General features: G+C 67.4%; 23 protein-coding genes. 12 read left to right on the top strand and 11 right to left on the bottom strand.

The features are described 5' to 3' along the window. Nucleotides 1-49: 49 nt before the first annotated feature. The 3 genes from GR316_RS07240 to hslO are packed head-to-tail and all read right to left on the bottom strand — an operon-like array spanning nt 50 to nt 2671. On the bottom strand, nt 50-1162 hold the full coding sequence (locus GR316_RS07240) for a CCA tRNA nucleotidyltransferase (protein WP_211783297.1): 1113 nt from the start codon (nt 1160-1162) through the stop codon (nt 50-52). After that, nucleotides 1159-1704, bottom strand: a complete 546-nt coding sequence (locus GR316_RS07245; RefSeq protein WP_211783298.1) for an NUDIX hydrolase — start codon at nt 1702-1704, stop codon at nt 1159-1161. Before GR316_RS07245 ends, GR316_RS07240 begins: the two co-directional genes overlap by 4 nt. Then, nucleotides 1694-2671 (bottom strand): Hsp33 family molecular chaperone HslO, encoded by a 978-nt coding sequence (gene hslO, locus GR316_RS07250; RefSeq protein ID WP_211783299.1) that lies wholly within the window; start codon nt 2669-2671, stop codon nt 1694-1696. The genes GR316_RS07245 and hslO overlap by 11 nt, the downstream gene beginning before the upstream one ends. Before the next feature lie 88 nt (nt 2672-2759). Between hslO and GR316_RS07255 the strand changes: the two genes are divergently transcribed. The 10 genes from GR316_RS07255 (at nt 2760) to GR316_RS07300 (ending at nt 11945) form a co-directional block, all read left to right on the top strand. Beyond that, entirely contained in the window at nt 2760-3212 is a 453-nt protein-coding gene (locus GR316_RS07255; RefSeq protein WP_211783300.1) for an NUDIX hydrolase, read from the top strand. Between the two features lie 145 nt (nt 3213-3357). Beyond that, nucleotides 3358-4923: a sugar transporter gene (locus GR316_RS07260; protein ID WP_249218723.1), complete on the top strand. Its 1566-nt coding sequence runs from the start codon at nt 3358-3360 to the stop codon at nt 4921-4923. A 6-nt stretch (nt 4924-4929) separates the two neighbouring features. Continuing rightward, complete coding sequence (locus GR316_RS07265) at nt 4930-5646, top strand: ABC transporter ATP-binding protein (protein ID WP_211783301.1); 717 nt, start codon at nt 4930-4932, stop codon at nt 5644-5646. Continuing rightward, nucleotides 5643-6455, top strand: coding sequence for an ABC transporter permease (locus GR316_RS07270; protein ID WP_211783302.1), 813 nt, complete (start codon nt 5643-5645; stop codon nt 6453-6455). The genes GR316_RS07265 and GR316_RS07270 overlap by 4 nt, the downstream gene beginning before the upstream one ends. Nucleotides 6456-6536: 81 nt before the next feature. Further along, nucleotides 6537-7856, top strand: coding sequence for a DUF2793 domain-containing protein (locus GR316_RS07275; RefSeq protein ID WP_211783303.1), 1320 nt, complete (start codon nt 6537-6539; stop codon nt 7854-7856). Between the two features lie 12 nt (nt 7857-7868). Continuing rightward, nucleotides 7869-8165, top strand: a complete 297-nt coding sequence (locus GR316_RS07280) for a hypothetical protein (RefSeq protein WP_211783304.1) — start codon at nt 7869-7871, stop codon at nt 8163-8165. After that, nucleotides 8162-8371, top strand: a complete 210-nt coding sequence (locus GR316_RS07285; protein ID WP_211783305.1) for a hypothetical protein — start codon at nt 8162-8164, stop codon at nt 8369-8371. The genes GR316_RS07280 and GR316_RS07285 overlap by 4 nt, the downstream gene beginning before the upstream one ends. 118 nt (nt 8372-8489) lie before the next feature. Beyond that, entirely contained in the window at nt 8490-9206 is a 717-nt protein-coding gene (locus GR316_RS07290) for a hypothetical protein (protein WP_211783306.1), read from the top strand. Continuing rightward, complete coding sequence (locus GR316_RS07295; RefSeq protein WP_211783307.1) at nt 9206-11191, top strand: glycosyltransferase; 1986 nt, start codon at nt 9206-9208, stop codon at nt 11189-11191. The genes GR316_RS07290 and GR316_RS07295 overlap by 1 nt, the downstream gene beginning before the upstream one ends. Before the next feature lie 7 nt (nt 11192-11198). Then, the gene (locus GR316_RS07300; RefSeq protein ID WP_211783308.1) at nt 11199-11945 is read left to right on the top strand and encodes a sulfotransferase; all 747 of its coding nucleotides are present in this window, start codon (nt 11199-11201) and stop codon (nt 11943-11945) included. On the opposite strand, the gene GR316_RS07305 is transcribed toward GR316_RS07300, so the two are convergent. The 3 genes from GR316_RS07305 to galE form a co-directional block, all read right to left on the bottom strand. Next, nucleotides 11933-12886 (bottom strand): glycosyltransferase, encoded by a 954-nt coding sequence (locus tag GR316_RS07305; protein WP_211783309.1) that lies wholly within the window; start codon nt 12884-12886, stop codon nt 11933-11935. The genes GR316_RS07300 and GR316_RS07305 overlap by 13 nt on opposite strands. Beyond that, nucleotides 12883-14034 (bottom strand): UDP-galactopyranose/dTDP-fucopyranose mutase family protein, encoded by a 1152-nt coding sequence (locus tag GR316_RS07310; RefSeq protein WP_211783310.1) that lies wholly within the window; start codon nt 14032-14034, stop codon nt 12883-12885. The genes GR316_RS07305 and GR316_RS07310 overlap by 4 nt, the downstream gene beginning before the upstream one ends. 67 nt (nt 14035-14101) lie before the next feature. Beyond that, on the bottom strand, nt 14102-15088 hold the full coding sequence (gene galE, locus GR316_RS07315) for a UDP-glucose 4-epimerase GalE (protein ID WP_211783311.1): 987 nt from the start codon (nt 15086-15088) through the stop codon (nt 14102-14104). A 220-nt stretch (nt 15089-15308) separates the two neighbouring features. On the opposite strand from galE, the gene GR316_RS07320 reads away from it, so the two are divergent. Together GR316_RS07320 and GR316_RS07325 are read left to right on the top strand one after the other, a co-directional pair. After that, nucleotides 15309-17924, top strand: coding sequence for a calcium-binding protein (locus GR316_RS07320; protein WP_211783312.1), 2616 nt, complete (start codon nt 15309-15311; stop codon nt 17922-17924). Nucleotides 17925-17996: 72 nt separating this feature from the next. After that, nucleotides 17997-19046: a hypothetical protein gene (locus GR316_RS07325; protein ID WP_211783313.1), complete on the top strand. Its 1050-nt coding sequence runs from the start codon at nt 17997-17999 to the stop codon at nt 19044-19046. Here the strand turns inward: GR316_RS07325 and GR316_RS07330 are convergent. From GR316_RS07330 to GR316_RS07350, 5 genes are all read right to left on the bottom strand, one after another. After that, nucleotides 19043-19936, bottom strand: coding sequence for a glycosyltransferase family 2 protein (locus GR316_RS07330; protein ID WP_211783314.1), 894 nt, complete (start codon nt 19934-19936; stop codon nt 19043-19045). The genes GR316_RS07325 and GR316_RS07330 overlap by 4 nt on opposite strands. Next, a complete protein-coding gene (locus tag GR316_RS07335; protein WP_211783315.1) occupies nt 19933-21558 on the bottom strand; it encodes a glycosyltransferase in 1626 nt (541 codons plus the stop codon). Before GR316_RS07335 ends, GR316_RS07330 begins: the two co-directional genes overlap by 4 nt. Nucleotides 21559-21700: 142 nt before the next feature. Further along, the gene (locus tag GR316_RS07340; protein WP_211783316.1) at nt 21701-22231 is read right to left on the bottom strand and encodes a response regulator transcription factor; all 531 of its coding nucleotides are present in this window, start codon (nt 22229-22231) and stop codon (nt 21701-21703) included. After that, nucleotides 22224-23486 carry an ATP-binding protein gene (locus GR316_RS07345; protein WP_211783317.1) on the bottom strand — a complete coding sequence of 421 codons (1263 nt, stop codon included), beginning with the start codon at nt 23484-23486 and terminating at the stop codon, nt 22224-22226. The genes GR316_RS07340 and GR316_RS07345 overlap by 8 nt, the downstream gene beginning before the upstream one ends. Continuing rightward, nucleotides 23465-24187, bottom strand: a complete 723-nt coding sequence (locus GR316_RS07350; protein WP_211783318.1) for an SURF1 family protein — start codon at nt 24185-24187, stop codon at nt 23465-23467. Before GR316_RS07350 ends, GR316_RS07345 begins: the two co-directional genes overlap by 22 nt. Between the last annotated feature and the right edge of the window lies 1 nt (nt 24188).

A 24188-nucleotide genomic window follows, 5' to 3' on the forward strand; every position in this document is an offset into this window, starting at 1 on the left:
GACCTTCGGTTGCCCCACGGATATAGCGCCCGCGCGGCAAGGGAAAGGCTCAGCCCAGAAGCTCGTCCCGCGTCAGCCGAAAGCCCGAGGCGATCCACCGCGATTCGAGCATACGCAGACGCTCGCCCAGCGCGGCCCCGGACAGCGCGGGCATCAGATCGCGGGCGCTGACGGGACAGCGGGCGGCGGCGGCCTCCTCCAGCCCCGCAAGCTGCGGGGGCTGGCCCGTCAGCGCCCCGCGCACGAGGCCCGCATCCCGCGCCTCCTCGGCCCCGTGGCGATAGGCGATCTCCATGAGGGGCGTTCCTTCGCGCGCGGCCCCGGCAAGGCGCGACAGGCGCGCGGCCTCGGCCTTCGAGAGGCGCAGATCGGCATCCGTGGCCAGCACCGCAAGGCGGCGCATCGGATCGGGCGGCAGATCGCCCTCCAGATGCACCAGCACCGCCAAGGGCACCGGGTCCGCGCCCGGCAGCATCCGCCCCAGAATGCCCGCCGCCGCCATGGTGCAGACCGCAGGCGCCGGATCGCGGGCCGAAAGGAGCTTCTTCAGCTCCATCCCCACCCGTTCGCGCGACAGGGTGTCCATGCCATCCGCATGGGCGGCGCAGGCGGCCAGCGCCTCCGGGTCGGGATCGTCCGCGCCATAGATCGCGTGGAACCGGAAAAACCGCAGGACGCGCAGGTAATCCTCGGCGATGCGGGCCCCCGGATCGCCGACGAAGCGCACCCGCCGCGCCCGAAGGTCCGGCAGGCCCCCCAGCGGATCCAGCACCTGCCCATCCGGCGCGGCATAGAGCGCGTTCATCGTGAAATCGCGCCGGGCCGCATCCTCGGCGATGTCGTCCGAAAAGGCGACGGTGGCATGGCGCCCGTCGGTGGCGACATCGCGGCGGAAGGTCGTGATCTCATAGGGGCGGCCGCCGGCGATGACGGTGACGGTGCCATGGGCGATGCCCGTCGGTACGGCGCGCAGGCCCGCGCCCTCGGCCAGTGCCATCACGCGGTCCGGATGGGCGTCCGTCGCGATGTCGAGATCGCTGACCGGCGCCCCCAGCAGCGCGTTGCGCACGCAGCCGCCGACGAACAACGCCCGATGCCCCGCCGCCGTCAGCATCTCGCAGACGGGCCGTGCCTCCGAAAGCCAAGGGTCCTGAAGGGTCATGCCATCCTCCGGGCCAGATCATACAGGATGTCGGCCGTCGCGCCCCAGATGTAATGCGGCCCCCATGGAACGGTCCAGTACACGCGCTCCTGCCCGGCCCAGCGCCGCTGCCGCCGGACGAAGCGCGAGGGATCGAGCACATGGGCCAGCGGCACGGTGAAAACCTCGTCCACCTCGCCGGGCTGGGGGATGGGGGTGAAGGGGGCGGTGATCTCGGCCAGAACCGGCGTGATGGCAAAACCGGTGACGGTCGCCAGATCGGGCAGCAGGCCCAGCACCTCCACCGCGGCGGGGGGAAGGCCGATCTCCTCGCGGGCCTCGCGCAGGGCGCAATCGGTGGGGCCGGCATCCACGGGGTCGAGCTTGCCGCCCGGCAACGCGATCTGCCCCGGATGGTGCCGCAGCCCCGAGGCGCGTTTGGTCAGCCACAGCCGGCCATCCTGAACGGCCAGCAGCACCGCCGCCGGCCGCAACGCGGCGTCCGGCGGGGCCATGGGCGCGTCCGGACGCGCCAGCGCCGCGATCAGGGCGTCACGCACCATCCCCGTCGCGCCCCAGCGTCGCCGGATCGAATTCGTAATGCGCGCCGCAGAACTGGCAATCGGCGGTCACGATGCCCTCGGCGGTCACCATCTCGGCGATCTCGTCGGCGGGATAGGGTTCCAGCGCGTCGCGCACCTTCTCGGCCGAGCAGGTGCAGCCGAAGCGCAGGGGCTGGCTGTCATAGACGCGGGGGGCCTCTTCGTGGAACAGCCGCACCAGAAGGTCGGTCGGCGCGACGGTGGGGCCGACCAGCTCCAGATCCTCCACGGTATCGAGGAGGTAGTTGGCGCGCGTCCAATTCTCGCCCTCGTCGCCGTCGAGGATGTCGGCATGGGTCAGGAGCCCACCCTCGCCCGAGGCTTCGCCGACCGAGGGGCTGGCCTTGGGCATGTGCTGCAGCATCACGCCGCCCGCACGCCAGCCCTCCGCCTCTCCGGGCAGTTGCGACCGGCCGAAGGACAGCTCGAACCGGGTCGGAAGCTGCTCGGACTGGGCGAAATACGTCTCGGCGCAGCGCGAGAGGGAGCCGCCGGAGATGGGCGTGATCCCCTGATAGGGCACCGTCCCCTCCCCCTGATCGATCAGGATGGCGAAATACCCCTCGCCCAGTTGATCGAAGGCGGCGGCGTCGGTCAGTTCCTCGGCGTCGAAACCGGCATAGGCGCGGATGCGGGCGGGCTGGCCGTCATCGGTCGGGCCGTAGTAATCGGTCGCGATCAGCTTCACCGCACCGCTGCCGCGGATCTGCAGGCTCAGCTTCCAGCGCAGCTTGATCGTCTGGCCGATCAGCGCGGTCAGAAGCGCGGCTTCGGCCACCAGCGCCTCGATCTGCGGGGGGTAATCATGTTTCGACAGGACCTGATCCAGCACGCCATCCAGTCGAACGACGCGACCGCGGATGTCCGAACGGTCAAGCTGGAAGGGAAGGACGGTGTCGTCCCATGCGATTTTCGATCCGATAGTCATGGGTTTCCTTGCGGCACGAGGCTTGGCATATCTTGGGCTTGGCATATCCCGTCCATATGGGGACGGCAACCGAGAGGCCCAAGACCACATGATCCGGCGATACGGAGAGGCGTTGAAGGCCGGGCAGACCTACCGGCGGCGCGCAGGCGTCTATGCCGTCTGCCTGAGCGGCGATGACGTGCTGACCACCCTTCAGGAGGTTCCCCAGCCCGAAATCCAGCTGCCCGGCGGCGGCATCGACGCGGGCGAGCATCCCGTGGCGGCCCTGCACCGCGAGGTGATGGAGGAGACGGGCTGGCGCATCGCGCTCGGCCGGCGGCTGGGAACGTATCGGCGCTTCACCTACATGCCCGAATACGACCGCTGGGCGGAGAAGGTCTGCCATGTCCATATCGCGCGGCCGGTGCTGCGGATCGGCGCGCCGACCGAACCGCGCCACCATGCGCTGTGGCTGCCGGCGGCGGACGCGCTGGAGGCGCTGGGCACCGAGGGCGACCGGGCGATGCTGGCCCGCGCGCTGGCGCTGGGCCCCCGCATCTGAGGGAAAGCACGGGGCGAGGGTTGCCGGGATGGGGGCCTTCCGCTATTATCTTTGGACTTCATGCCCGGCTTTCGGCCGCGGCGCAGGACCAGCCATGCGGTCCGGGTCCGTTCCCGTCGTGGCACCAGATGGAAGACATCGATACATGACATCCGATCCCGACAATCCTTCGGCCCCGGCAACCGCGCAGCAGGCCGTCCGACCGCGTGTGCAACCCGGCCCCCGTGCCGGGGGTGCGGGCGGTGCAGGGGCGGGTCCGGGCGGTCCGCGCAAGGGCATGGGCGGCAAGGGTCCGGGCGGCGGTGGTCCGGGCGGCGGCCAGGGCAATGGTCCGGGCAACGGTCCGGGCGGCATGAAGATGCGCGCGCTTCAGGGCGGTGGGCCGAACAAGCCGGGCGGGGCCAAACCCGGCCCGCGCGCCAAGGCGGGCGGCTGGCCGAAGCTGGTGCAGCAACCGGCCGATACCACGCGCCCCCAAGCGCAGGCTCCGGGCCGTCAGGCCCCCCTTCCCGATCCGCAGAGCGAGCCGCCGACCGCGCCGCAGCCCGCCACTGACCCCGTCGCCGAACGGCTGGCCGAACGCGTGGCCGCCCCGGCCCGCCTGCGTCCGCGGCATCGCAAGCTGTTCGCCGTGTTCCTTGCGGTGGTGGTGCTGCCGATCCTCGCGACGGCGGCCTACATGTACATCTGGGCCAGCGATCAATACAGCTCCACCCTCGCCTTCACGATGCGCTCCGAAGACAGCGCGTCGGCGGCGACGGACCTCTTGGGCGGGCTGGGCAGCACGATCGGCGGCACCAACAGCGCCAGCGACAGCGACGTGCTCTATGAATTCGTCCGCAGTCAGGACATGGTCCGCGCGGTGGACGCGCAAGTCGATCTGCGCACCCTCTATTCCCGGCCCGGCTCGGATCGCCTGATGCGGTTCGACCCCGATGGCACGATCGAGGATCTGACCAATTACTGGCAGCGCATGACGCGCATCTCCTACGATGGCTCCACCGGCCTGATGGAGATCCGCGCCCTCGCCTTCCGTCCCGATGATGCGCAGGCCATCGCCTCGGCCATCAACGACGAGGCGACGCGCCTTGTGAACGAGCTGTCGGCCCAGTCGCGCGAAGATGCGATCCGCTATGCGCGCGAGGATCTCGACACCGCCGTGGACCGCCTGAAGACGGCCCGCGAGGCGCTGACGGCCTTCCGCATCCAGAACCAGATCGTCGATGTGAACGCCGACCTTCAGGGCCAGACCGGCATCGTCGCCAGCCTGCAATCCCAGTTGGCGACGGCGCTGGTGGATCTGGATCTCCTGCGCAGCTCGACGGGGGCCGACGATCCCCGCGTGCGGCAGGCCGAAACGCGCATCGGCGTCATCCAGGATCGCATCGCTAGCGAGCGGCAGAAGTTCAGCAATGGCAGCGCGACCGCCACGGGCGACAACTACGCCAACGTCGTGGCCGAATACGAGCGGCTGACCGTGGACCGCGAATTCGCCGAAACGGCCTATACCTCGGCGCTGGCGGCGTATGATTCCGCTGTGGCCGAAGCGAACCGCCGGACGCGCTACCTCGCCGCCTATATCCGCCCCACCGCGGCGGAGAAGTCGGAATATCCGCAGCGCGCGCTCATCACCGGGCTCGTGGCGCTGTTCAGCTTCCTGACATGGGCCATCGGCGCGCTGATCTACTACTCCCTGCGGGATCGCCGGTAGGCGCGCATGATCCGGTTCGAGAATCTGAGCAAGGCCTTCCCCACGCCTGACGGGCGCAAGAAGGTCATTCTCGACAATGCTTCGTTGACGATCCCCTCCGGCGTGTCGGTGGCGCTGCTGGGGCGCAACGGGGCGGGGAAGTCCACCATTCTGGAACTGATCGGCGGGCGCATCCCGGCCGATAGCGGCCATGTGGACACCACGGGCACCATCTCGTGGCCCGTCGGGTTCGGCGGCAGTTTCCATGGCGACATGACGGGGGCGCAGAACGTCCGCTTCATCGCCCGCATCTATGGCGTGGACAGCGACGAGCTGGTGGATTTCGTGGACGACTTCGCCGAGATCGGCGCCCATATGGACATGCCGGTGCGCACCTATTCGCAGGGGATGCGCTCTCGGCTGGTCTTCGGCGTCTCGATGGGGATTCCGTTCGACACCTATCTCGTGGACGAGGTGATGGCCGTGGGCGACGCCGCCTTCAAGCAGCGCAGCCAGACGGTGTTCCGCTACCGGCTGCGCACGGCGGGCGCGATCGTCGTCTCCCACTCCATGATGCAGCTGCGCAAGATGTGTCAGGCGGGGGCCGTCCTCGACAAGGGGCGGATCACCTATTTCGACGATCTCGAAGAGGCGATCGCCCGGCACCGTGCCAATATGGGCCTGCCCCTCTTGAAGCAGCATCAGCGTTTCGACGATGACGACGAGGATGAGGACGACGAATGACCTCCGCCCCGATCCCCCCCTCGAAGAAGCCCTCGCTTCCCGATCCGTCCTTCGCCTCGGCGCGGGTGATCTTCTCGCTCATGCTGCGCGAGATGAACACGACCTATGGGCGTCAGCCCGGCGGCTATGCTTGGGCGATCATCGCGCCGATGGCGGGCATCTGCGTGATGGCGCTGGCGATGTCCTTCGTGGTGCGCGTGCCGCCCTTGGGCACGAACTTCATCCTGTTCTACGCGACCGGATTCCTGCCCTTTCAGGCCTACAACCATATCAGCACGAAGGTCGGCAACGCGGTGATCTATTCGCGCCCGCTTCTGGCCTATCCGCGGGTGACGTGGATGGATTCCATCGTCGCGCGCACCCTTCTGACCGTGCTGACCGAGGTGCTGATCTTCTGCCTCGTGATGGGGTCGGTGCTGGCGGTGGTGGATGCCCATACCGTGCTGGACGTGGGCAAGGTGATCGAAGGCTTTGCGATCATGTTCGCCTTCGGGATCGGGGTCGGGCTGATGAACTGCCTCATCACGGCCCATTTCGTGATCTGGCCGCAGATCTTCTCGCTCGCGAACCGGCCGCTCTTCCTTGCGGCGGGCATCTTCTTTCTGGTGGACGAGCTTCCGGCCAAGGCCCGCGCCGTTCTGGAATGGCTGCCCGTGGCGCATGGCGTGGCCCTGATGCGCGAGGGGTTCTATCCCAGCTACCATCCGGAGTTCATCTCGGTCAGCTATTGCATGATCGTGTCGCTGCCGATGATCGCGCTGGCCCTTCTGCTGCTGCGCCGCAGCCATCTGGTCGCGCTGGAGCGGTAGTGTCGCGCCCCTCCGCGCGGGGGGCGTACGCGATCTTCACCCCGCATCTGCCATCTTCCGGCCACACCGCCGGAGAGTCTGATGCCCGATACAACCACGATCCTCGGCCTGCCCCTGCTGCAACCGGCGCAGGCCCAGAAACACGTCACCCATAACGAGGCGCTGCTGATGCTGGACGCCCTCGTCCAGCCCGCCGTCGCCGAACGGCGGTCCGATCCGCCCCCCGCCCCGGAGGATGGCGACCGCATCCTCGTGGGCGACGATCCCACCGCCGCCTTCGCCGCCCATGCGCAGGCCATCGCCGTGCGCCAGAACGGCAGCTGGAGCTTCCTCGCCCCCCGGCCCGGCTGGCGCGTGCATGTCCTCGATACGGCCGAGGATCTGCTGTGGGACGGCACGGCATGGACGGGCCCCGGCGCGCGCGCGCTGACTGCCGCCCGCCTCGGCATCGGCACCGAGGCCGATGACGTGAACCGCCTTGCCCTGCGCGCCGAGGCGAGCCTTTTCACCCATGCGGGTGCGGGCCATCAGCTCAAGGTGAACAAGGCAAGCGCCGCCCAGACCGCGAGCCTTCTGTTCCAGAGCGCATGGTCCGGCCGGGCCGAGATCGGCCTTGCCGGGACCGACGATCTGTCGATGAAGGTCAGCGCCGATGGCGGCACATGGACCGAGGCGCTGCGCCTGTCGGGCCGCACCGGGCTGATGACCGGGGCCGCCGTGCAGACCGCCGCCACCGACACCGCCGCCGGGCGGCTGATGACGGTCGGGGCCTTCGGCAATACCGGCGCCGTGCGGCCCGACACCGCCGCCGACCTCAATGACATGACCGGCATCCACCGGCGCGTCCTTGCCGCGACCGGCACCGCCAACCGGCCCGACAGCGCCGCGGAATGGATCGTGGACTGCGCCATCAGCGGCACCGTCACGATCCAGACCGCGCGCGAGGTGACGACCGCCGCCCCCCGCACCGCGATCCGCTGCGGCACGAACGGGGTATGGTCGGCATGGTCCTTCCCGCTCGCGATCGGCCGCGCGGTCGGCAAGGTCAGCCAGACGGCGGGCACCGCCACCGGCGCGCTGATGGAAAAGGGCAGCAACGCCAATGGCGAATATGTCCGCCTTGCCGATGGGATGCAGATCTGCACCTCGCCGACGCTGACCTTCGGCGCGGTGACGACGGCGCAGGGAACGCTCTATCGTTCGGGCGACAGCACATGGACCTTCCCGGCGGAATTCGCGTCGGCGGACAAGATCTGCGTCAGCGGCCAAAGCTCCAACAGCGCCCGCTGGATGAGCGGCAACCTGCCCGGCACCACCAGCGTGGTGCTGCGGCTGATGGCGGCGACCTCGTTCACGGGGTCGGAATATGGGCGCGCCCTTGCCATCGGGCGCTGGTACTGAATCGGAATGGACATGAAGATCACCCTGACCCCGATGCGCCGCGACGCATCGCTCGAACTTGTGCGCACCGGCGACATCCTGACGGTGAACGGCACCCCCTACGATTTCACGCCCCTGCCCGATGGCGCGAGCCTGCCGGCCGAGGCCGTCAGCGGCGATTGGCTGGCCGGGCCGGTGGAGCGGATCGAAGGCGACCTGCATCTGTGCGTCATCCTGCCCCACGGCCCCGAAGGCGGCCCGTCCCATCTGATCACGCTGACGCCGGAGGGCGACGGCCCCATCGCCCTGCCCTATGGAGAGGCCCAATGACGATCGATTTCACCAAGGTCATCACCGCCGAGGCGCGCGAGCGCGAACGCCGGCAGGAAGCGCAGGATCAGGCGCAGGCCGAAGCTCGCGCGCTTCTGACCGAAACGGACTGGATGGTGATCCGCGCCGCCGAATGCGGCACCCCCCTGCCCGAGGCGATCCGCGACGCGCGCGCGGGTGCCCGCGCCGTCCTGTCGGATGAATGATATCGCGGGCCCGGCCCGGAGGGGAGAATCCTTCTCCCCTTCACCTTCTATTAACCATTTTTAACCAGTTCTGAACGACGAGTGATCAAGGGTCGTCGTCAACAGTTCCGGGTATAGAATGAAACTCCAGCTCAGCCTCAACCGCATGCGCATGCAGATGATGTCCATCGAACGCATGATGCGCCTTCTGCAGTCGGAGCTGGAGACGCAGATCGGCGCGCTGGCCCCGGCGGATGTGAACCGTTTCGCCGATGTGCCCTCGGGGCTGTCGCGGCTGCTGCAGAACGGCGAGACGATGGCCCCGCGGCTGGCCGAGGCCTACAAGCCCTTTGCCGATGCCGTCTGGGTCGGTCTGGACCACGAAAAGGGCAGCGCCAGCGCCACCGTCGCGCTGAAGGCGGCCAGCGAGCCTGCCGCCCTCGGCACCTTCCGCAGCGCACGCCTGTCGATCAACCCGGTCTTTCCCTTGGCCGAGAAACCCGGCTGGCTGACGCTGGAGACGGATATCGACCTCGACCCCCTGCGCCGGGCGCGGGGAATGCGCCTCGATCTCGTCAGCTTCTTCGACATCGCCAGCCGCAACGAGGTGAACATCGCCCGCAACGTCCAGATCGGTCTGCGCCGCTTTTGGGAGGACGGCAATTTCGACGACCTGCTGAACTATCAGATGCCGGTTTCGACCATGCCCTTCGAACATGCGGTGACGGTGCCCGACAGCACCTTCGCCGAACTGCAACTGGACCGGGCGCACCGCCTGTCGCTGATCTTCGTGCTGCCCACGGCCGGCGATTACACGTTCCACATGGATTACCTCTCCATCAAGAGCCTCGGCTGATGCGCATCCTCTATGTCTCGCGCGAGACGCCGATCCATCCGGCGGGCGGCATCGCGACCTACCTGTCCTACATGGTGCCCGCGATGCGCGATGCCGGGCATGAGGTGTTCCTGTTCTCGTGGACCGAGGGGCCGGGGCATGGCGTTCCGGCCGACACCGCGCCCTTCCCGCCGGGCCATGTGCATCTGGAGAATGTCGATCTGCACGAGGCGTGGCGCTGCTACCCCTCTCCGGCGCGCAACCTCTTTCTGGCGAACTGGCTGTCGCAGCGGATCGCGGCGAAGGTCGCCGAATGGGGCATCGACGTGATCGAGGCGACGGATTACCTCTCGCCCTGCCTCGACCTCTATCAGAACCTGCAATCGGCATCGGGGGCCGACCGGCAGCTTTGCGTGACCTACAATCACGGCTTCATCGAGGATTTCTACGAGGCGGATCAGATCCGGCTCTCGCCCTCGTCGCGGATCGACCATCTGTGCGAACGCCAGCAATGCCGCATCAGCGATCTGACGATCGCCCCGTCCGAAACGGCGCGCGGGCGGCTTGCCTCCTACGGCATCCACGAACGGGTGGAGATGATCCGCGAGCCGTATCTGTTCCGCAAGGCCGCCCATCAGGCCCCGCTGCGGACCGAGATCAACTATATCGGGCGCATCTCGCTGTCGAAGGGGATCGACAAGGTCATCTATCTGGCCAATCTGATCGAGCCGGTGATGCCGCTGCGCGAGATCCGCCTGATCGGCCGCATCGTGGACACGCCCTTCCGCAACAGCGACATGCGGTCCTACGTGCTGTCGCGCTTGAACCCGGACATCCGGGACCGGACCTCCTTCACCGGCTTTCTTCCGCGCGACTCCGCCCTGCGCCTGCTGGAGCCGGGGGCGATCTGCCCCAGCCTCGGCTCGGCGGAGACCTTCTCCTATGCCTGCGTCGAATCGATCGATGCGGGCCTGCTGCCGGTCGTACGCTTCGGCACCCCGATGGCGGAGTTCTTCCCCGAGCATCTGCATGCCCATGTGCTCGACGAACAGATGCGCAGCGTGCGCGGCCTGCAGCAGCAGATGGAGGCCATGGCCGCCGAGGCGACGAGCGTGATGCGCGATGTGCGCGAGCATTGCGAAGCCACCCTCGCCCCCGCCCGCATCGCCGAGGAGATGGGCTGCCGCTACGACCGCGCCCTGCGCGACAAACGCGGGGCCACCAGCGTGGCCGTGCCGCGCCGACCGATGACGGCGGCCGACGTCACCGTGCTGATCCCCGCCTACAAGCCCACGGCCGAATTCATGGAGACGGTGGATTCGCTGGCCGCCCAGACCATCGGGCCGCCGCGCGTCATCATCTGCGACGACGGCACCCCGGAGTCGCACCAGCACTGGTTCGATTACGCCCGCGCCTGCCTGCCCGATCTGGAGATCATCCGCCAGCCGAATGCCGGGCTTCTGGCCAGCCGCAACACCCTGATCGAGGCTTGCGACACGCCGCTGTCGGTCTTCATCGACACCGACGACATGTTCCTGCCGGACCTGATCGGCAACATGCTGGAGGCGTGGAACCATTCCCCCATGCGCCCCGATGCGGTGATCCCGCAGCGCCGCAATTTCGGGGAAAGCAACGAGGCGGTGATGCAGCATCTGCTGGGCGATCACATGCATCTCTTGGTGAACGATTACCGCATGACCTCGCTCATCCGCACGGACATCCTGCGCGAGATCGGTTTCGACGCCACCCGCCGCAACGGCGAAGGGGACGATTGGGCCTTCTGGCTCAGCTTCACCGGGCGGGGGCATCGCGGCATCCTGCTGCCGCAGCAGGGCTTTCTCTATCGGTTCCGCAAAGGGTCCATGTCGTGGCCATGGTCCGAGGGGCAGGATGTCGGCGGCCAGTTGATGCTGCGCGACAGCATCCTCGAGATGTGCCGCACCCATCCGAGCCACGTCACATCGCTGGTCCGGGCGAATTACGCCCGCACCGTTTCATTGGCCTGAGGACGGAATGCGCAAGGTTTTCATCATCGGGGCGCATCGCTCGGGCACGAGCAAGATCGCCTCCTACTTCTCGGACGTGCTGGGTTTCGCGGGCTATGCCGAGGGCCATGCATGGCGGTTCCTCGCCTCGCTGCAGGATGGGCGGGCGGAGATCACGCGCACCATTCCCGAAAGCGCCTACGAGGTGAACCGGATCGGGATGGACACCGTGCTTCTGGCGATGACGCGGACGCTCGACAGTCTCGTTCTCGCCCATCACGGGGGGCGGGATTATTACGACAAGACGCCCGGCTTTCGGATGATCGACACCTGCCCCCTGATCGCCCGCCACATTCCCGAGGCGCAGTTCATCCACATGCACCGCAACGGGATCGAGAATGTGAAATCGAACCTGCGCCTCTGGCCCAACCGGCATTTCGACGATGCCTGCCGGATGTGGAGCGCGCCGATCAAGAGCTTCCACGCCGTGCGGGGGGAGTTGGGGGCGCGGATGATCAGCTTCGACATGGCCGATTTCCTGATCGACCCGTGGAACGCGCATGGCCGGATCCTTGCGCATCTGGGGCTGGACCCCCGCTGGACCGAGGATGAGGTCCGCGCCTATTTCGCCACGGGCAGCAATTCCAGCACGGGCGAAGTGCCGCGCGGGCGCATCGCCCCCACGCTCGCGGCGCAATCGTGGACGGAGGCGCAGAAGGCCTGCTTCCGCGAGATCTGCGGCCCGCAGATGGAGGCGCTCGGCTACGCGATGTGACGGGCGCGGGCCATGATCTCGGCATGGGGGCGGTCCATCTTCCCCCGTGCGGCATCGCGGATCGCAAGGCGGATCAGGGCGCGGTAGATCCGACGCTCCTCCGGGCCGAGGGTGCGGCCCTTCATCAGCCATTTCGGCAGCATCAGTGCCATGACCCCGCCGAAGAACACCGGCCCGGCCGCGCGGCGATAGACATGCCAAAGGTTCCGGTGGTGGTAATAGGTCTTCCACAGGGGGCGGAAGATGCGGTCGGCGCCGAGCGTCGCGCAATCATGCTCGAACCGCAGGCCGGGGGCGAAGACGCTGCGCAGCCCCCGCGCCGTCAGGCCGAGCGTGTAATGCACATCGTCGCCATAGATGAAGAAGCGCCCGTCGGGATAGCCCCCGTCCCGGATCGCCTTGCGCGACAGGAACAGCCCGACGAAGGACGCGCCGTGGATGTCGCGCAGATGCGGTCCCTCATAGGCGTCGGGGCCGAGATGGAACGCCTCCCGCCCGCCGCCCATTGCGGTGCGCAGGAACGTCCCCGCCTGCCAGAACGGGTTGATCCAAGGCCGGTTCATGTCGCAGATCGCGCCCGAAGGGTAGCGCACCGCCCCCGCCACCACATCCGCCCCATGGTCGAGCGCGGCGAAATGCGCCAGCGCCCCCGGTTCGGGGCGGGCATCGTCGTCCATCAGCACGATCCAGTCGGGATCGAACCGGGCCACCGTCTCGCGCATCCCGATCTCGAAGCCCCGCGCCCCGCCGCCATTCTCGGGCGGCAGGATCACGGTCAGGCGCGGATCGGGATGGGCGGCGAGCCAGTCGCGGCTGCCGTCCTCCGAGCCGTTATCCACCACCACCAGCCGGTCGAGCGGACCTTCGAGCAGGCGCGCCACGGTTCGTTCCAGCTGCGCCCGCCGGTTGAACGTCACGACGAGCGCGGCGAGCGCGGTCACAGCGGGTTGATCGCGAAGGCCGGCATGGCGTGCCCCGTTTCGCGCGCGGCAAGGAAGCGGCGGCCCGTGTCCAGCGCCTCGCGAATCGTGACGTCCATGTCGAGATAGCGATAGGTGCCGAGCCGCCCGACGAAGGTCACGCCGTCTTCGGCCTCGGCGCGGCGGACGTATTCGCGCAGCAGGGCGACTTCGTTCACCTGCCGGATCGGATAGTAGGGAATGTCCTCCGGCCCGCAGGCGCGGCTGAATTCGCGGTAGAGCACCGACCCGGAATGGGTTTCCCACGGGGCGAAATGCTTGTGCTCGGTGATGCGGGTGAAGGGCACGTCCACCTCGCCGTAGTTCATCACCGCGCAGCCCTGCCAGTCGCCGGTATAGGTGAACCGTTCGAAATCGAGGGTGCGATAGCCCAGACGACCGAGTTCGTAATCGAACCACCCGTCCAGCGGGCCGGACCAGAAGACATGGTCGTAGCCAGCCGCCTCGGCCCGGTCGAACCGGGTGTTCAGCGTGACGGTGATGTTCTCATGATCGAGGATGCTTTCGATCATCGGGGTGTAGCCGTGTTCGGGCATCCCCTGATAGGTGTGGAAGAAATAGTTGTCGTCGTAGTTGAAGCGCACCGGCAGCCGCTTCAGGATGGAGGCCGGAAGCTCGGTCGGGGCCATGCCCCACTGCTTCTGAGTGTAGCCTTTGAAGAACGCCTCATAGAGATCGCGGCCGACGAAGCGCAGCGCCTGTTCCTCGAACGTCTGCGGTTCGGTGATCGTGGTGTCGGCCTGCTCGTCGATGAAGAGGCGCGCCTCGTCGGGGCGCATCGTCTTGCCGTAGAACTGGTTGATCGTGTGCAGGTTCACCGGAAGCGAGAAGACCTGCCCGCGCGAGGTGGTCTTCACCCGGTTCTTGTAGGGCATGAAGGTGGTGTGGCGGTTGACGTAATCCCACACCTCGGCATCGTCGGTGTGGAAGATGTGCGGCCCATAGACATGCACCATGACGCCGGTTTCGGCGTCCCGCTCGGTATGGCAGTTGCCGCCGATATGGGGGCGCGCATCGACGACGCTGACCTGCCAGCCGGCCTCGGCCAGCATCCGGCCGATCACCGCCCCCGACAGGCCTGCGCCCACCATCATCACATGACCTGTCATTCACGATCCCTTCCGTTGTGCTTGGCCTTACCTAGCAGACGGTTAAGGGGGATCAATCCGTTATCGGTCAGCGTTGGAAGGGTTCCGCCTGTGCCCAGCGCCATGCATCGCCGATCATGTCGCGCAGGGTGGAGCGGGCGGGGTTCCAGCCGAGATCGCGGATCGCCGCCTCGGAGCCGGAGACCAGCGTCACTGCATCGCCCGCGCGCCGATCCCCGAAGACCACCGGCACGTCCCGATTGGTGACGGTGCGCGAAGCCTCGATCACCTCCCGGACCGAGAATCCGTTGCCCGTTCCAAGGCAGAAGACCCGGCTCTCCCCGCCCTTCAGCAGCCATTTCAGGCCCAGGACGTGCGCGTCCACCAAATCCATGACATGGACGTAATCGCGCACGCAGGTGCCGTCGCGGGTGTCGTAATCGGTGCCGAACACCGTCAGCGCCGGGCGTTTGCCTGCCACCGCATCCAGCATCAGCGGGATCAGGTGCGTCTCGGGGGTGTGCTGCTCGCCCACCTCGGCCTCGGGATCGGCCCCGGCGACGTTGAAGTAGCGGAAGATCACGCTGTTCAGGCCATGGGCGGGGCCGAAGTTGCGCACCATCTCCTCGATCGCCAGCTTCGATCCGCCATAGGCGTTGATCGGGCGTTGGGGCGTCCCCTCGTCGAGGAGCACGCCGTCCTGATCGCCATAGGTCGCGCAGGTGGAGGAGAAGACGAAGTTGCGGATGCCCGCCGCCACCGTCGCCTCCAGAAGGTTCAGCGCGCCGTTCACGTTCACCCGCCAATAGGTCGCCGGGTCCTTCATCGATTCCCCGACCAGCGACAGCGCCGCGAAATGCATCACCGCAACGGGCTTATAAAGCGCGAGGGCGGCGTCGATCTCGGGCCGGTTCATCAGATCGCCCCGGACCAGCGGGCCGAACTTCACAGCCTCTTCCCAGCCGGTGGAGATGTTGTCGAAAGTCACCGGAACGAAGCCCGCCGCCTTCAGAACCTTGCAGGCATGCGCGCCGATGTAACCCGCGCCCCCCGTGACCAGAACGTGCTGCGCCATGTCGATGTCCCTTCCTTGGCCTTTGATCCTCTGTTGCCGCGCGGGGGGGCGCGGCGCAAGCCCGGACTTGACCGGGCGGCAGAGCGTTACCGGAAGATTACGGAAACGCCACGGCTTTGACGAAAAACCGGCGGGTTCGCCATCCACTTGCCCCGGTTTCGACCGGAAGTGGCCCCGGCCAGCGCCATATGGTGCGAGGCAATGTCGCAAGTGGGGCGTCATGTGGAAGCTGATCGACCGGGAGACGGCGGGCGACGGATCCGACCTGTTCGTGGCGATGACGCTCGTGGAAACGGGCGCGGATGCCGTGCTCTATACAAGCACCCGCTATGGCGGGTCGGTGCGGGGATGGTCGCTGGCCAAGGGGCTCGATGCCCTGTCCGCGCCGCTGCCGCAGGGGCGGTCGGACGCAGCGGGGGTCGCGGCCGATCTCGTCTACCTGCCCATCGGGGATGGCGCGCTGCTCTATGGCGGTGGCGGCACGGGGGGGCTGTTCCTGCGCCTGATGCGCAGCGACGGCGCGCTCGCCACCCCCCTGTCGCTGGGCGCGCCCAAGGCGTTGAAGGGCAACGATCTGACCCATGCCGCCGCCGTCACGCTGGATGACGGGCGCATCGCCGTCATCGGCGGGCTGGCCCGAACGGACGGGATCGGAACGCTGATCTTCGACGCCTCGGGCAAGCTCGTCTCTTCGGCGATCGGGCAGACCGGGGCGCAGGCGGTGACCGCCGTGGCCGCGACCGAGATCGGCGGAAAGGACTACATCCTGACGCTGGGCGACGGCGCGGCCCCCATCCTGAAGCTCTGGAGCATGGGCGCGGATGCCGCCCTGACCGAACGGGCAAGCCTGTCTTCGGCCCAAGGACTGTGGGTGCAGGCACCGACCGCCCTCGCCACGGCCGCCCTCGACGGCAAGACCTTCGCCATCGTCGCGGCCGCCGGCTCTTCCTCCCTCACGGTGGTGCAGATCGGGAGCAGCGGCAGCCTGACCGTGCGCGATCATGTGCTCGACGATCAGAACACCCGCTTCGGCGGTGCCACCGCGCTGGAGGTGGTGCAGGCGCAGGGCGCGGTCTGGGTGCTGACGGGGGGCGATGACGGGGGGCTGTCGCTGCTGCGGCTGCTGCCGGACGGTCGGCTTTTGTCGGCGGGGATGCTGGCCGATACGGATGCGATGGGATTGCAGGGCATCTATGGGATCGCGGCGCAGGCGGCAGGGGACGGGCTGGATGTCTATGTCACCTCGACCGAGGGCGGGGTCACGCGGCTGCACGCGACGCTGCCGAGCGGCAAGCTGATCAGCGGCACCGCCGCCGTCCTGTCGGGCGGCACGGGCGATGACATCCTGATGGATGGCGCAGGCAGCCAGACGCTGAAGGGCGGCGCGGGGGCGGATGTCTTCGTCATGGCCTCGGACGGGCGCGCCGATACGATCTCGGGGTTCGAACTGGGCAAGGATCGGATCGACCTGTCGGCTTGGGGGCTGATCCGCAGCCTCGATCAACTGACCTTCGCCTCCAAATCGAACGGGATCACCATCACCTACGGCAAGGAGGTGCTTCAGGTGCTCTCCTCCACCGGAAAGACGATCAAAGCGGCGCAACTGTCGCTTTCGGATCTGGTGGATATGTCGCATCTGCCGCCCGTCCTGCCGGACCTGCCCCCTTCGACCAATGTGCCGGGCGGGCTGACGGCGCTGCGCGGATCCTCCGCCGAGGATCGTCTGGTGGGCAGCGGGCGGGCCGACACGCTGATGGGCTTTGGCGGGGATGACACGCTCTGGGGCAATGACGGCAAGGATCTGATCCAAGGCGGCGGCGGCGGGGACGAGCTTTATGGCGGCAATGGCGCGGACCGGATCTATGGCGGGGACGGCAAGGATGTCCTCTGGGCCGGGGCGGGGAACGATTCCCTTTGGGGCGGCAGCGGGGATGACACGCTCTGGGGGCAGAACGGCAACGATTCGCTCTCGGGGGGGAATGGCCGCGATCTGCTGCAGGGCGGCAACGGCAACGACACCCTGCGCGGCGAGAATGGCGACGATACCCTGCGCGGCGATGCCGGGGCCGACAGCCTCGTGGGGGCGGCGGGCGCGGATGTCCTCTATGGCGGCGCCGGGAACGACCGGATGTGGGGCGGCAACGGCGCCGACCTGCTTCAGGGGGGCAATGGCAACGACAAGCTCTATGGCGGCTCCAGCAACGACAAGCTCTATGGCGAGAACGGCAATGACAGCCTCTGGGGCGATAACGGCAACGACAAGCTCTATGGCGGGGCGAACAACGACCTGCTCTATGGCGGCGCCGGGCGCGACCGGCTGGAGGGCGGCGGCGCCAAGGACACGCTCTATGGCGGCGGATCGGCCGATACGCTTCTGGGGCAGGACGGCACCGACAAGCTCTATGGCGAAAACGGCAACGACTGGCTGGAGGGGGGCGCGGGCAACGACACCCTGTTCGGCGGTGCCGGAGCCGACACCTTGATCGGCGGCACGGGCGTGGATGCGTTGACGGGGGGAACCGGCGCGGATGTCTTCGTCTTTCAACGCGCCTCCGACAGCGCCAAGGGCAAGCCCGACACCATCACCGATTTCAGCCGCGGCACCGACCATATCGACCTGCGCCCCATCGACGCAGATGCGGCCCTCAAGGGCGATCAGGCCTTCGCCTTTCTGGGGACCAAGGCCTTCTCTGCGGATGGCCATGGCGAGGTGCGCGTGGCCGATCACGCCCGCGGGGTGCTGGCCAGCATCGACATCAACGGCGACGGGCGCATGGACATGGAAATCCTACTGTCACACCTGAGCACATTGTCGGCGAGCGATTTCCTGCTCTAGGAAAGACCGCTTGAGGCAGACCCCCGCGCGCGTTATGCCAACCGCTGACATATCGGACAGGAGAGCGATCCCGTGCCATTCTGGACCAAGACGGATAGCGGCGTGCCGCAGGAGGACAAGCGCACGCTCTATGTCCATATCGGCGCACATCGCACCGCGACGACCTCGATCCAAGCGTTTCTGAACGCGAACCATGCGCCGCTGAAGGCGAAGGGCTATCTCGTGCCCTTCGGGACCGGCCGGCATATGGACCAGTTGAACGGCCTTCTGAACGGGCGCGTCTCCCCCGAGGATTTCGCGGCCGATCTGACGCGCCGCGCGGAATCGCATCCCGAGACGATTCACTCCATCGTCCTCAGCGACGAGGATGTGGCCAAGCGGCACGATCTGTCGAAACTGGCGCGCCTTGGCCGCCATTTCGATGTGAAGATCATCTATGCGCTGCGTCGGCAGGATCTCTGGCTCGAAAGCTGGTGGTCGCAGAACGTGAAGGGCCAGTGGGACGCGCAGCTGGCCAACAAGACCTTCGACGATTTCATCCGCGACCGGGGCGAGTTCCACTGGATCGACTACGACGCCTTCGTGGGGCGGCTGGAAAAGCAGTTCGGCGCCGAGAACATCAACCTCTTCGTGTTCGAGCGGGAGTCCATGCCCGAGGGGGTGGCTGGCACCTTCTGCCGCGCGATGGGGCTGTCCGACATGTCCGGCCTGCGCGATGCGCCGCGCCAGAACGGCAGCATGACGCCCCAGATCAGCGAGGTGATGCGCCAGCTTCCCCTGACGCGCACCACGCAGGCCTTCCGCCAGCATCTGGTGGCCGCCTTCGCGCAGGCCGACCGGACCGTGCGCGCGATGAAGCTGCCGCAGCTGATCCTGACGCATAAGGACCGCACGGCGCTGATGGCCGGCTATGCCGCAGGCAACGATGCGCTGGCCCGCCGCCGCTTCGGCCGCGACACGCTGTTCCTCGAACCCATGCCCGCGGCGGATGCGCCGGTGGCCGATCTGGCGCTGCCCTCTTCGGGCGATGTCATGATGGAGATGGTCCTGCGCCCCTTCGTGGAGGGGCTGATGGAGATCGAGGCCAGCCGCGCCGCAGCCGGCCCCAAGAAGAAGGGCTAGACCCGCTCGATCTGCGGCTGGAAGGTGGTGCCTTGCCACACGGCCTTCCAGATCTGGCGGCGCAGCGGCTTGGTCACCTGCCCATCCCGCATCTGGCGGTACACCTGCCACGCGAATTGCGCGACACCCGGCCAGCCCTGTTCGCGGCGCCGGAACGAGGTTTCGTTGCGCGCGCCGTAGCGGAACTTCCAGATGTTCTTTTCGGTGATGAGGCCGTAATTCACGCCCGCATTGTCCGGCGTGTCGTGGATCACGAGGCTGTCCGGCACGAAGATGCCGGGATAGGACCGCGCGATGCGCTGCGTGTATTCGGCGTCGTCATACCAGATGAAATAGTCCTTGATCGGCAGCCCATGCTCGGCCACCGCCCAGCGGGGGATCAGCGCCGACACGAACGAGCAAGAGCGCACCAGCGTCCACGGCGTTTCGGCCGTGTAGAAGCGCGGCCAGTCCCAGACGGTGCCGGGGGTGTTCATCTCGCAATGCGAGCCGTCGATCCATTTCACGTTGGAACAGGCGAAGCTGGGACGCCAGCCATAGGACGCCTCGAACCCCGTCAGCGCATCGATCAGCTTTTGCAGCGCGTCCGGTTCGGGATAGGCGTCGTCGTCGCTGATCCAGAGGTAGTTCGCCCCCTGCTCATAAGCGATCTTCATGCCCGCATGGAAACCGCCCGCGCCGCCGATATTCTCGGGCAGGCGCACATGCCGGATCGACGGGTCGGTCATCGCGCCCACGCGTTCGGCCGTATCGTCGGTGGAGGCGTTGTCCACCACATAGATCACGTCCGGGCGGACCGTCTGGTTCTGAAGCGCCTCGATCACCTTCATCAGCTTGGCCGAGCGGTTGAAGGTGACGATGACGGCGGCGGTGGTGGATTTCAGCGTCATGCCGGCTCCTTTGGCGCAAGCGCCTGCTGATAGAAGTCCTTGATCACCTCCTCGGCCGTCGGATCGGCGGACAGGGCGGCGTAGCGGTCGCGCAGCTGGGCGGCCTGCGCATCGAGATGGGCCTGATCTTCCCACAGGCGGCGCACGGCGGCCACGATGCCGCGGCAGGCCTGCTGCGGATCGCGCGGCACCAGAAGCGCGTCGGGCAGGATCTCGTCCTGCGCGCCGACGCGGGTGGAGATGGGGATGGCCCCCTGCTCGATCGCCTCATAGCAGACCAGCGCCAGCCCCTCGTTGGCCGAGGGCAGGATCATGATGTCGCTCTTCGCCAGCAGCGCCGGCACATCGGTCCCGGCTTCGTGCAGGGTCACCATCTCGCGCAGGCCGAGGCGGTTGATCAGGCGCAGGCAGGCGGCACCGAACGGCCCCTCGCCGACCATGTGGAACGCCGGAACGACCCCGGCGCCGCGCGCCCAATCGGCCAGCGCCTTCATCGCCAGCACCACGGTGATCGGGCGCTTTTGATAATAGAGACGGCCGACGAAGGTCACGGTCAGGTTCGTCTGCCGCGCCGCCATGTTGGGCGTGGCGGGCGTCACGCTGTGCGCCCGGTCCAACATGCGGCCCAGACGGATCTTGGGGCCGGTGTGGAACCGCTCGCGGTACATCCGCGCCAGTTGGTCGCTGATGACGTGATGCATGTCGATATAGTTCGACCACACGCCCGAGATGCGGGCGAACCCGCCATCGGCGTATTCGATGATATGCGTGCTGTCGATCACCTTGACCCACGGCGTCGTCACGCGCAGATGCGCCAGCGCGGCATAGACCGGGGTGCAGTGGTGGATATGGATCAGGCCGATATTCTCCTCGCGGATCAGCCGTTCCAGATAGAGCGGCCATTCATGCGGCGGCAGATAGCGGTCGAGGCGAAGGAAGGTGACATCCTCGCCAAGCTTGCCCTCCATCCGTTGCAGGCTGCGATTGCCTGCGACGACGAAGATGCGCAGCCCCAGATCGCGCGCCCAGCGGACGCAGTCGAAGGCCAGCTTCTCCGCGCCGCCCGTTTCCAGCCAGTGCATGGCGATCAGGATGGCGGGGCGGCCATCCGCCGTGGCGGGCGCCGGGGCGGAGTAATCGGGGGCAAAGCCGGTGAAGGGCAGGCTGCGCCACGAATGGCCGGTGCTCCGCGCCTCCTGCCGGCGTTCGTGCCAGTGGCGCAGGCGTTCGTACATCATGGGCGAAGCGCGATAGAGATGGCGCAGCTTGCCCCGCGGGGCCCAGTCGGGATCGCTGACCTTGCGTTCCAGCGGCGTCGCCTTGCGCGGAAAGGCCAGACGGACCGTGAGGCGCGGCGCGTCGGGAGAGGACGATCCCCGTTCGATGATGCCGAAGGTGTCGGCCGACAGCAGATGCGGCTCCAGCACGATCGGGCCGTGGATGATGTCGGGATGGCCATAGACCGGGTCCATGCCCTGCGACAGGATGAACCGGATGGCGTGATGCGGAAAGCGTCGTTCGTAGATGGCGACGGCCTTCTCGATCTCGGAACGGATCGGCACGTCCGCGGCATGGGCGCCCGCGTAATGCGAGGCGGCGACGGACAGGGAAGCGTCTGTCATCGTGTCCTGTTCTCCGGAAAGGGTCGTGGGGCGACGGCTCTCGGCGCGCGGTTCTGTCATCGGCAGGCATCACCCCGGTCTGCGGCCCCGGCGGGGCCTTCGTCCCTGTGCTTAGAAGATAATCGGGGCCTTGCAAAGACCGTCAGCGGACCTGCCACTTCTCCAGCTTGCGGGCCAAGGTGCGGCGGTGCATCCCCAGACGCCGCGCCGTTTCGGAGATGTTGAAATCGGTCGCAACCAGCGTCTCGTGGATCCGCTCCCATTCGAGGGTCTTGATCGTGGTCGGCTGGCTGGCGGCCGCCACGCCCGGATCGCCCGTGCCGCGGCGAAAGGCGTCGAGGATGTCATCGGTGTTCGACGGCTTCGTCAGATAATGGCAGGCCCCGAGCTTGATCGCCTCCACCGCGGTAGCGATGCTGGCAAAGCCCGTCAGCACCACGATCAGCATCCCCGGATCGCGGCGGTGCAGCTCGTCCACGCAGACGAGGCCCGATCCGCCGTTCAGCTTCAGATCGACCACCGCATGGGTGGGGTGATGCTCGGCCAGCACCTCGGGCAGCGCGTCGGGGCCGGAGGCGGTCACGACATCGAAGCCGCGCTTTTCCAGACTGCGCTTCAACGTGGCCGCGAAATCGGCATCGTCCTCGACCAGCAGGATCAGACCTTCAGACATCTTTCTTCCTCAGCGCCATGGAGATGAGCGGCAGGCGCACCCGCACTTCGGCCCCCGCATCGCCGTTCACCGCCGTGATATCGCCGCCCAGCTTGCGCACCGCGCTCATCGTCAGGAACAGGCCGAGGCCGCGGCCCGGACGTTCCTTGGTGCTGCGATAGGGGCGGCCGATCTCGGACAGGATCTCGGGCGCGAAACCGGGGCCGTGATCGCGGACCACCAACAGCAGATCGTCCGCAACCCGCCTTGCGTCAAGGCCCACCCAGTCGGGCGACACCTCTAGCGCGTTGTCGAGCACGTTCATCAGCATTTGCTTCAGCGTGGCATCGAGGACGATCGGCATGTCCGGCTCGAAACTGTTCTGCAGGACGAGCCCCTCGAAATCCCGCAGATCGGCCCAATCGTTGGCCAGATCCTCGACGAAGTTCTGCACCGTCGTCGGCCGGGGCGATTCGCCGCGCACCTCGCCCGAGGTCATCAGGATGCCGGTCACGATCGCCTTGCAGCGATCGACCGCCTTTTGCATCGTCGCGATATCTTCGCGCTGTTCGGGATCGCTGGCCGCATGGCGCCAGTCGCCGAGGATCACCGAGATGGAGGCGAGCGGCGTGCCCAGTTCATGCGCCGCCCCCGAGGCGAAGAGGCCCATGCGGACGATATGCTCGTCCTCCATGGTGCGCTGCTGCATCCGGCTCAGCCGTTCGGTCCGGTCGCGCAGGTTGCCGGTGATGCGGGTGACGAAGGCCGCGATCAGCACGGCGTCCACGATCAGCCCCACCACCATGCCTGTGACATAGATCGGAAACAGCTCCATCCCCGGCGGGAGCAGCAGCGGCAGATGCAGCGGGATCAGCAACGCGAGGAAGAGGCAAATCAGCCCCACCAGCGCCCATGTGATGCGGCGCGGCAGCAGCACGGCCGACAGCGTTACTTGAAGAAGATAGAGGATGATGAACGGATTGGTCGCCCCGCCCGACAGCGCCAGTTGCGTCGTCAGCGCGACGACATCGACCACCATCTCCAGCGTGGTGGCCCATCGCCATGCGCGGAACCGGGTGCGGCTGATCAGGTTCATCACGATCAGCACCGCCAGAACCAGCATCATCGGCGCCAGCGGCAGGACGACGCCGATCACCATGCTGGCGACCGAGATGGTGGCGATCTGGCCGAGCACGGCGATCCAGCGCAACTGAACCAGAAGGCTCAGGTTGCGCCCATCGGTCAGATCGGGGCTCAGCCGCGGCGCAGTCGCCATTCATGAACCCCGACATAGATGCTGGCCGCCAGCAGGCCTGCCGCCAGCAGGAACCATGTGATGGCATAGTTGAGGTGATGGTTGCGGAACGCGATCACCGTCAGCCCGCCCACCGGCGCGCCCTGCCCCGCATCCTCGGCATCGATGAAGAAGGGGGCGACCGGGCCGAGATCCTTCGCCGCCGCGATCGCCGCGACATCGCGCGAGAACCAGCGCCCGCCTTCGGGATCGTTGCTGCGCAGGAAGCCGCCATCCGGTTCGGTGATGCGCAGAAGGCCCGTCACCGTCTGCTCGCCCTCGGGGCGGGCATAGTCGTCCCGGGTTTCGGCCGGCACGAAGCCGCGATTGATGAGATAGGTGCCATCCGCTGTCTCCAGCGGGGTCATCACCCAGAAGCCCGCGCCCAGATCGGTGACGGCCTGCGTCAGCACGGCATCGGCGTTGCGGAAGGTGCCCGTCACCTCCACCCGGCGGTATTCGTCGTCGGTGCGGTTGATGCCGGCCCATTCGGAGGGCGGCGGCGCTGCGACGGGGCGCGCATGAACGCGCGCATCCACGCGGGCGATCAGGTCCGTCTTCCAGTGCAGGCGCTGGACCTGCCAGACGCCGAGGGCGAGCAGCAGGACCACGCCCGCTGCCGCCAAAAGCCCGAGAACGGCCAGCGTTCCCGCCGATCGGGGCCGCGTCTCGGTGCTGGCCATC

The organism is Falsirhodobacter algicola, from assembly GCF_018279165.1.
GTDB lineage: Bacteria > Pseudomonadota > Alphaproteobacteria > Rhodobacterales > Rhodobacteraceae > Falsirhodobacter > Falsirhodobacter algicola.

Excerpts from the sequence above, each read along its gene's own strand:
- GR316_RS07240 (WP_211783297.1), bottom strand. The coding sequence starts at position 1,162 with ATGACCCTTCAGGACCCTTGGCTTTCGGAGGCACGGCCCGTCTGCGAG.
- GR316_RS07245 (WP_211783298.1), bottom strand. The coding sequence starts at position 1,704 with ATGGTGCGTGACGCCCTGATCGCGGCGCTGGCGCGTCCGGACGCGCCC.
- hslO (WP_211783299.1), bottom strand. The coding sequence starts at position 2,671 with ATGACTATCGGATCGAAAATCGCATGGGACGACACCGTCCTTCCCTTC.
- GR316_RS07255 (WP_211783300.1), top strand. The coding sequence starts at position 2,760 with ATGATCCGGCGATACGGAGAGGCGTTGAAGGCCGGGCAGACCTACCGG.
- GR316_RS07260 (WP_249218723.1), top strand. The coding sequence starts at position 3,358 with ATGACATCCGATCCCGACAATCCTTCGGCCCCGGCAACCGCGCAGCAG.
- GR316_RS07265 (WP_211783301.1), top strand. The coding sequence starts at position 4,930 with ATGATCCGGTTCGAGAATCTGAGCAAGGCCTTCCCCACGCCTGACGGG.
- GR316_RS07270 (WP_211783302.1), top strand. The coding sequence starts at position 5,643 with ATGACCTCCGCCCCGATCCCCCCCTCGAAGAAGCCCTCGCTTCCCGAT.
- GR316_RS07275 (WP_211783303.1), top strand. The coding sequence starts at position 6,537 with ATGCCCGATACAACCACGATCCTCGGCCTGCCCCTGCTGCAACCGGCG.
- GR316_RS07280 (WP_211783304.1), top strand. The coding sequence starts at position 7,869 with ATGAAGATCACCCTGACCCCGATGCGCCGCGACGCATCGCTCGAACTT.
- GR316_RS07285 (WP_211783305.1), top strand. The coding sequence starts at position 8,162 with ATGACGATCGATTTCACCAAGGTCATCACCGCCGAGGCGCGCGAGCGC.
- GR316_RS07290 (WP_211783306.1), top strand. The coding sequence starts at position 8,490 with ATGAAACTCCAGCTCAGCCTCAACCGCATGCGCATGCAGATGATGTCC.
- GR316_RS07295 (WP_211783307.1), top strand. The coding sequence starts at position 9,206 with ATGCGCATCCTCTATGTCTCGCGCGAGACGCCGATCCATCCGGCGGGC.
- GR316_RS07300 (WP_211783308.1), top strand. The coding sequence starts at position 11,199 with ATGCGCAAGGTTTTCATCATCGGGGCGCATCGCTCGGGCACGAGCAAG.
- GR316_RS07310 (WP_211783310.1), bottom strand. The coding sequence starts at position 14,034 with ATGACAGGTCATGTGATGATGGTGGGCGCAGGCCTGTCGGGGGCGGTG.
- galE (WP_211783311.1), bottom strand. The coding sequence starts at position 15,088 with ATGGCGCAGCACGTTCTGGTCACGGGGGGCGCGGGTTACATCGGCGCG.
- GR316_RS07320 (WP_211783312.1), top strand. The coding sequence starts at position 15,309 with ATGTGGAAGCTGATCGACCGGGAGACGGCGGGCGACGGATCCGACCTG.
- GR316_RS07330 (WP_211783314.1), bottom strand. The coding sequence starts at position 19,936 with ATGACGCTGAAATCCACCACCGCCGCCGTCATCGTCACCTTCAACCGC.
- GR316_RS07335 (WP_211783315.1), bottom strand. The coding sequence starts at position 21,558 with ATGACAGACGCTTCCCTGTCCGTCGCCGCCTCGCATTACGCGGGCGCC.
- GR316_RS07340 (WP_211783316.1), bottom strand. The coding sequence starts at position 22,231 with ATGTCTGAAGGTCTGATCCTGCTGGTCGAGGACGATGCCGATTTCGCG.
- GR316_RS07345 (WP_211783317.1), bottom strand. The coding sequence starts at position 23,486 with ATGGCGACTGCGCCGCGGCTGAGCCCCGATCTGACCGATGGGCGCAAC.
- GR316_RS07350 (WP_211783318.1), bottom strand. The coding sequence starts at position 24,187 with ATGGCCAGCACCGAGACGCGGCCCCGATCGGCGGGAACGCTGGCCGTT.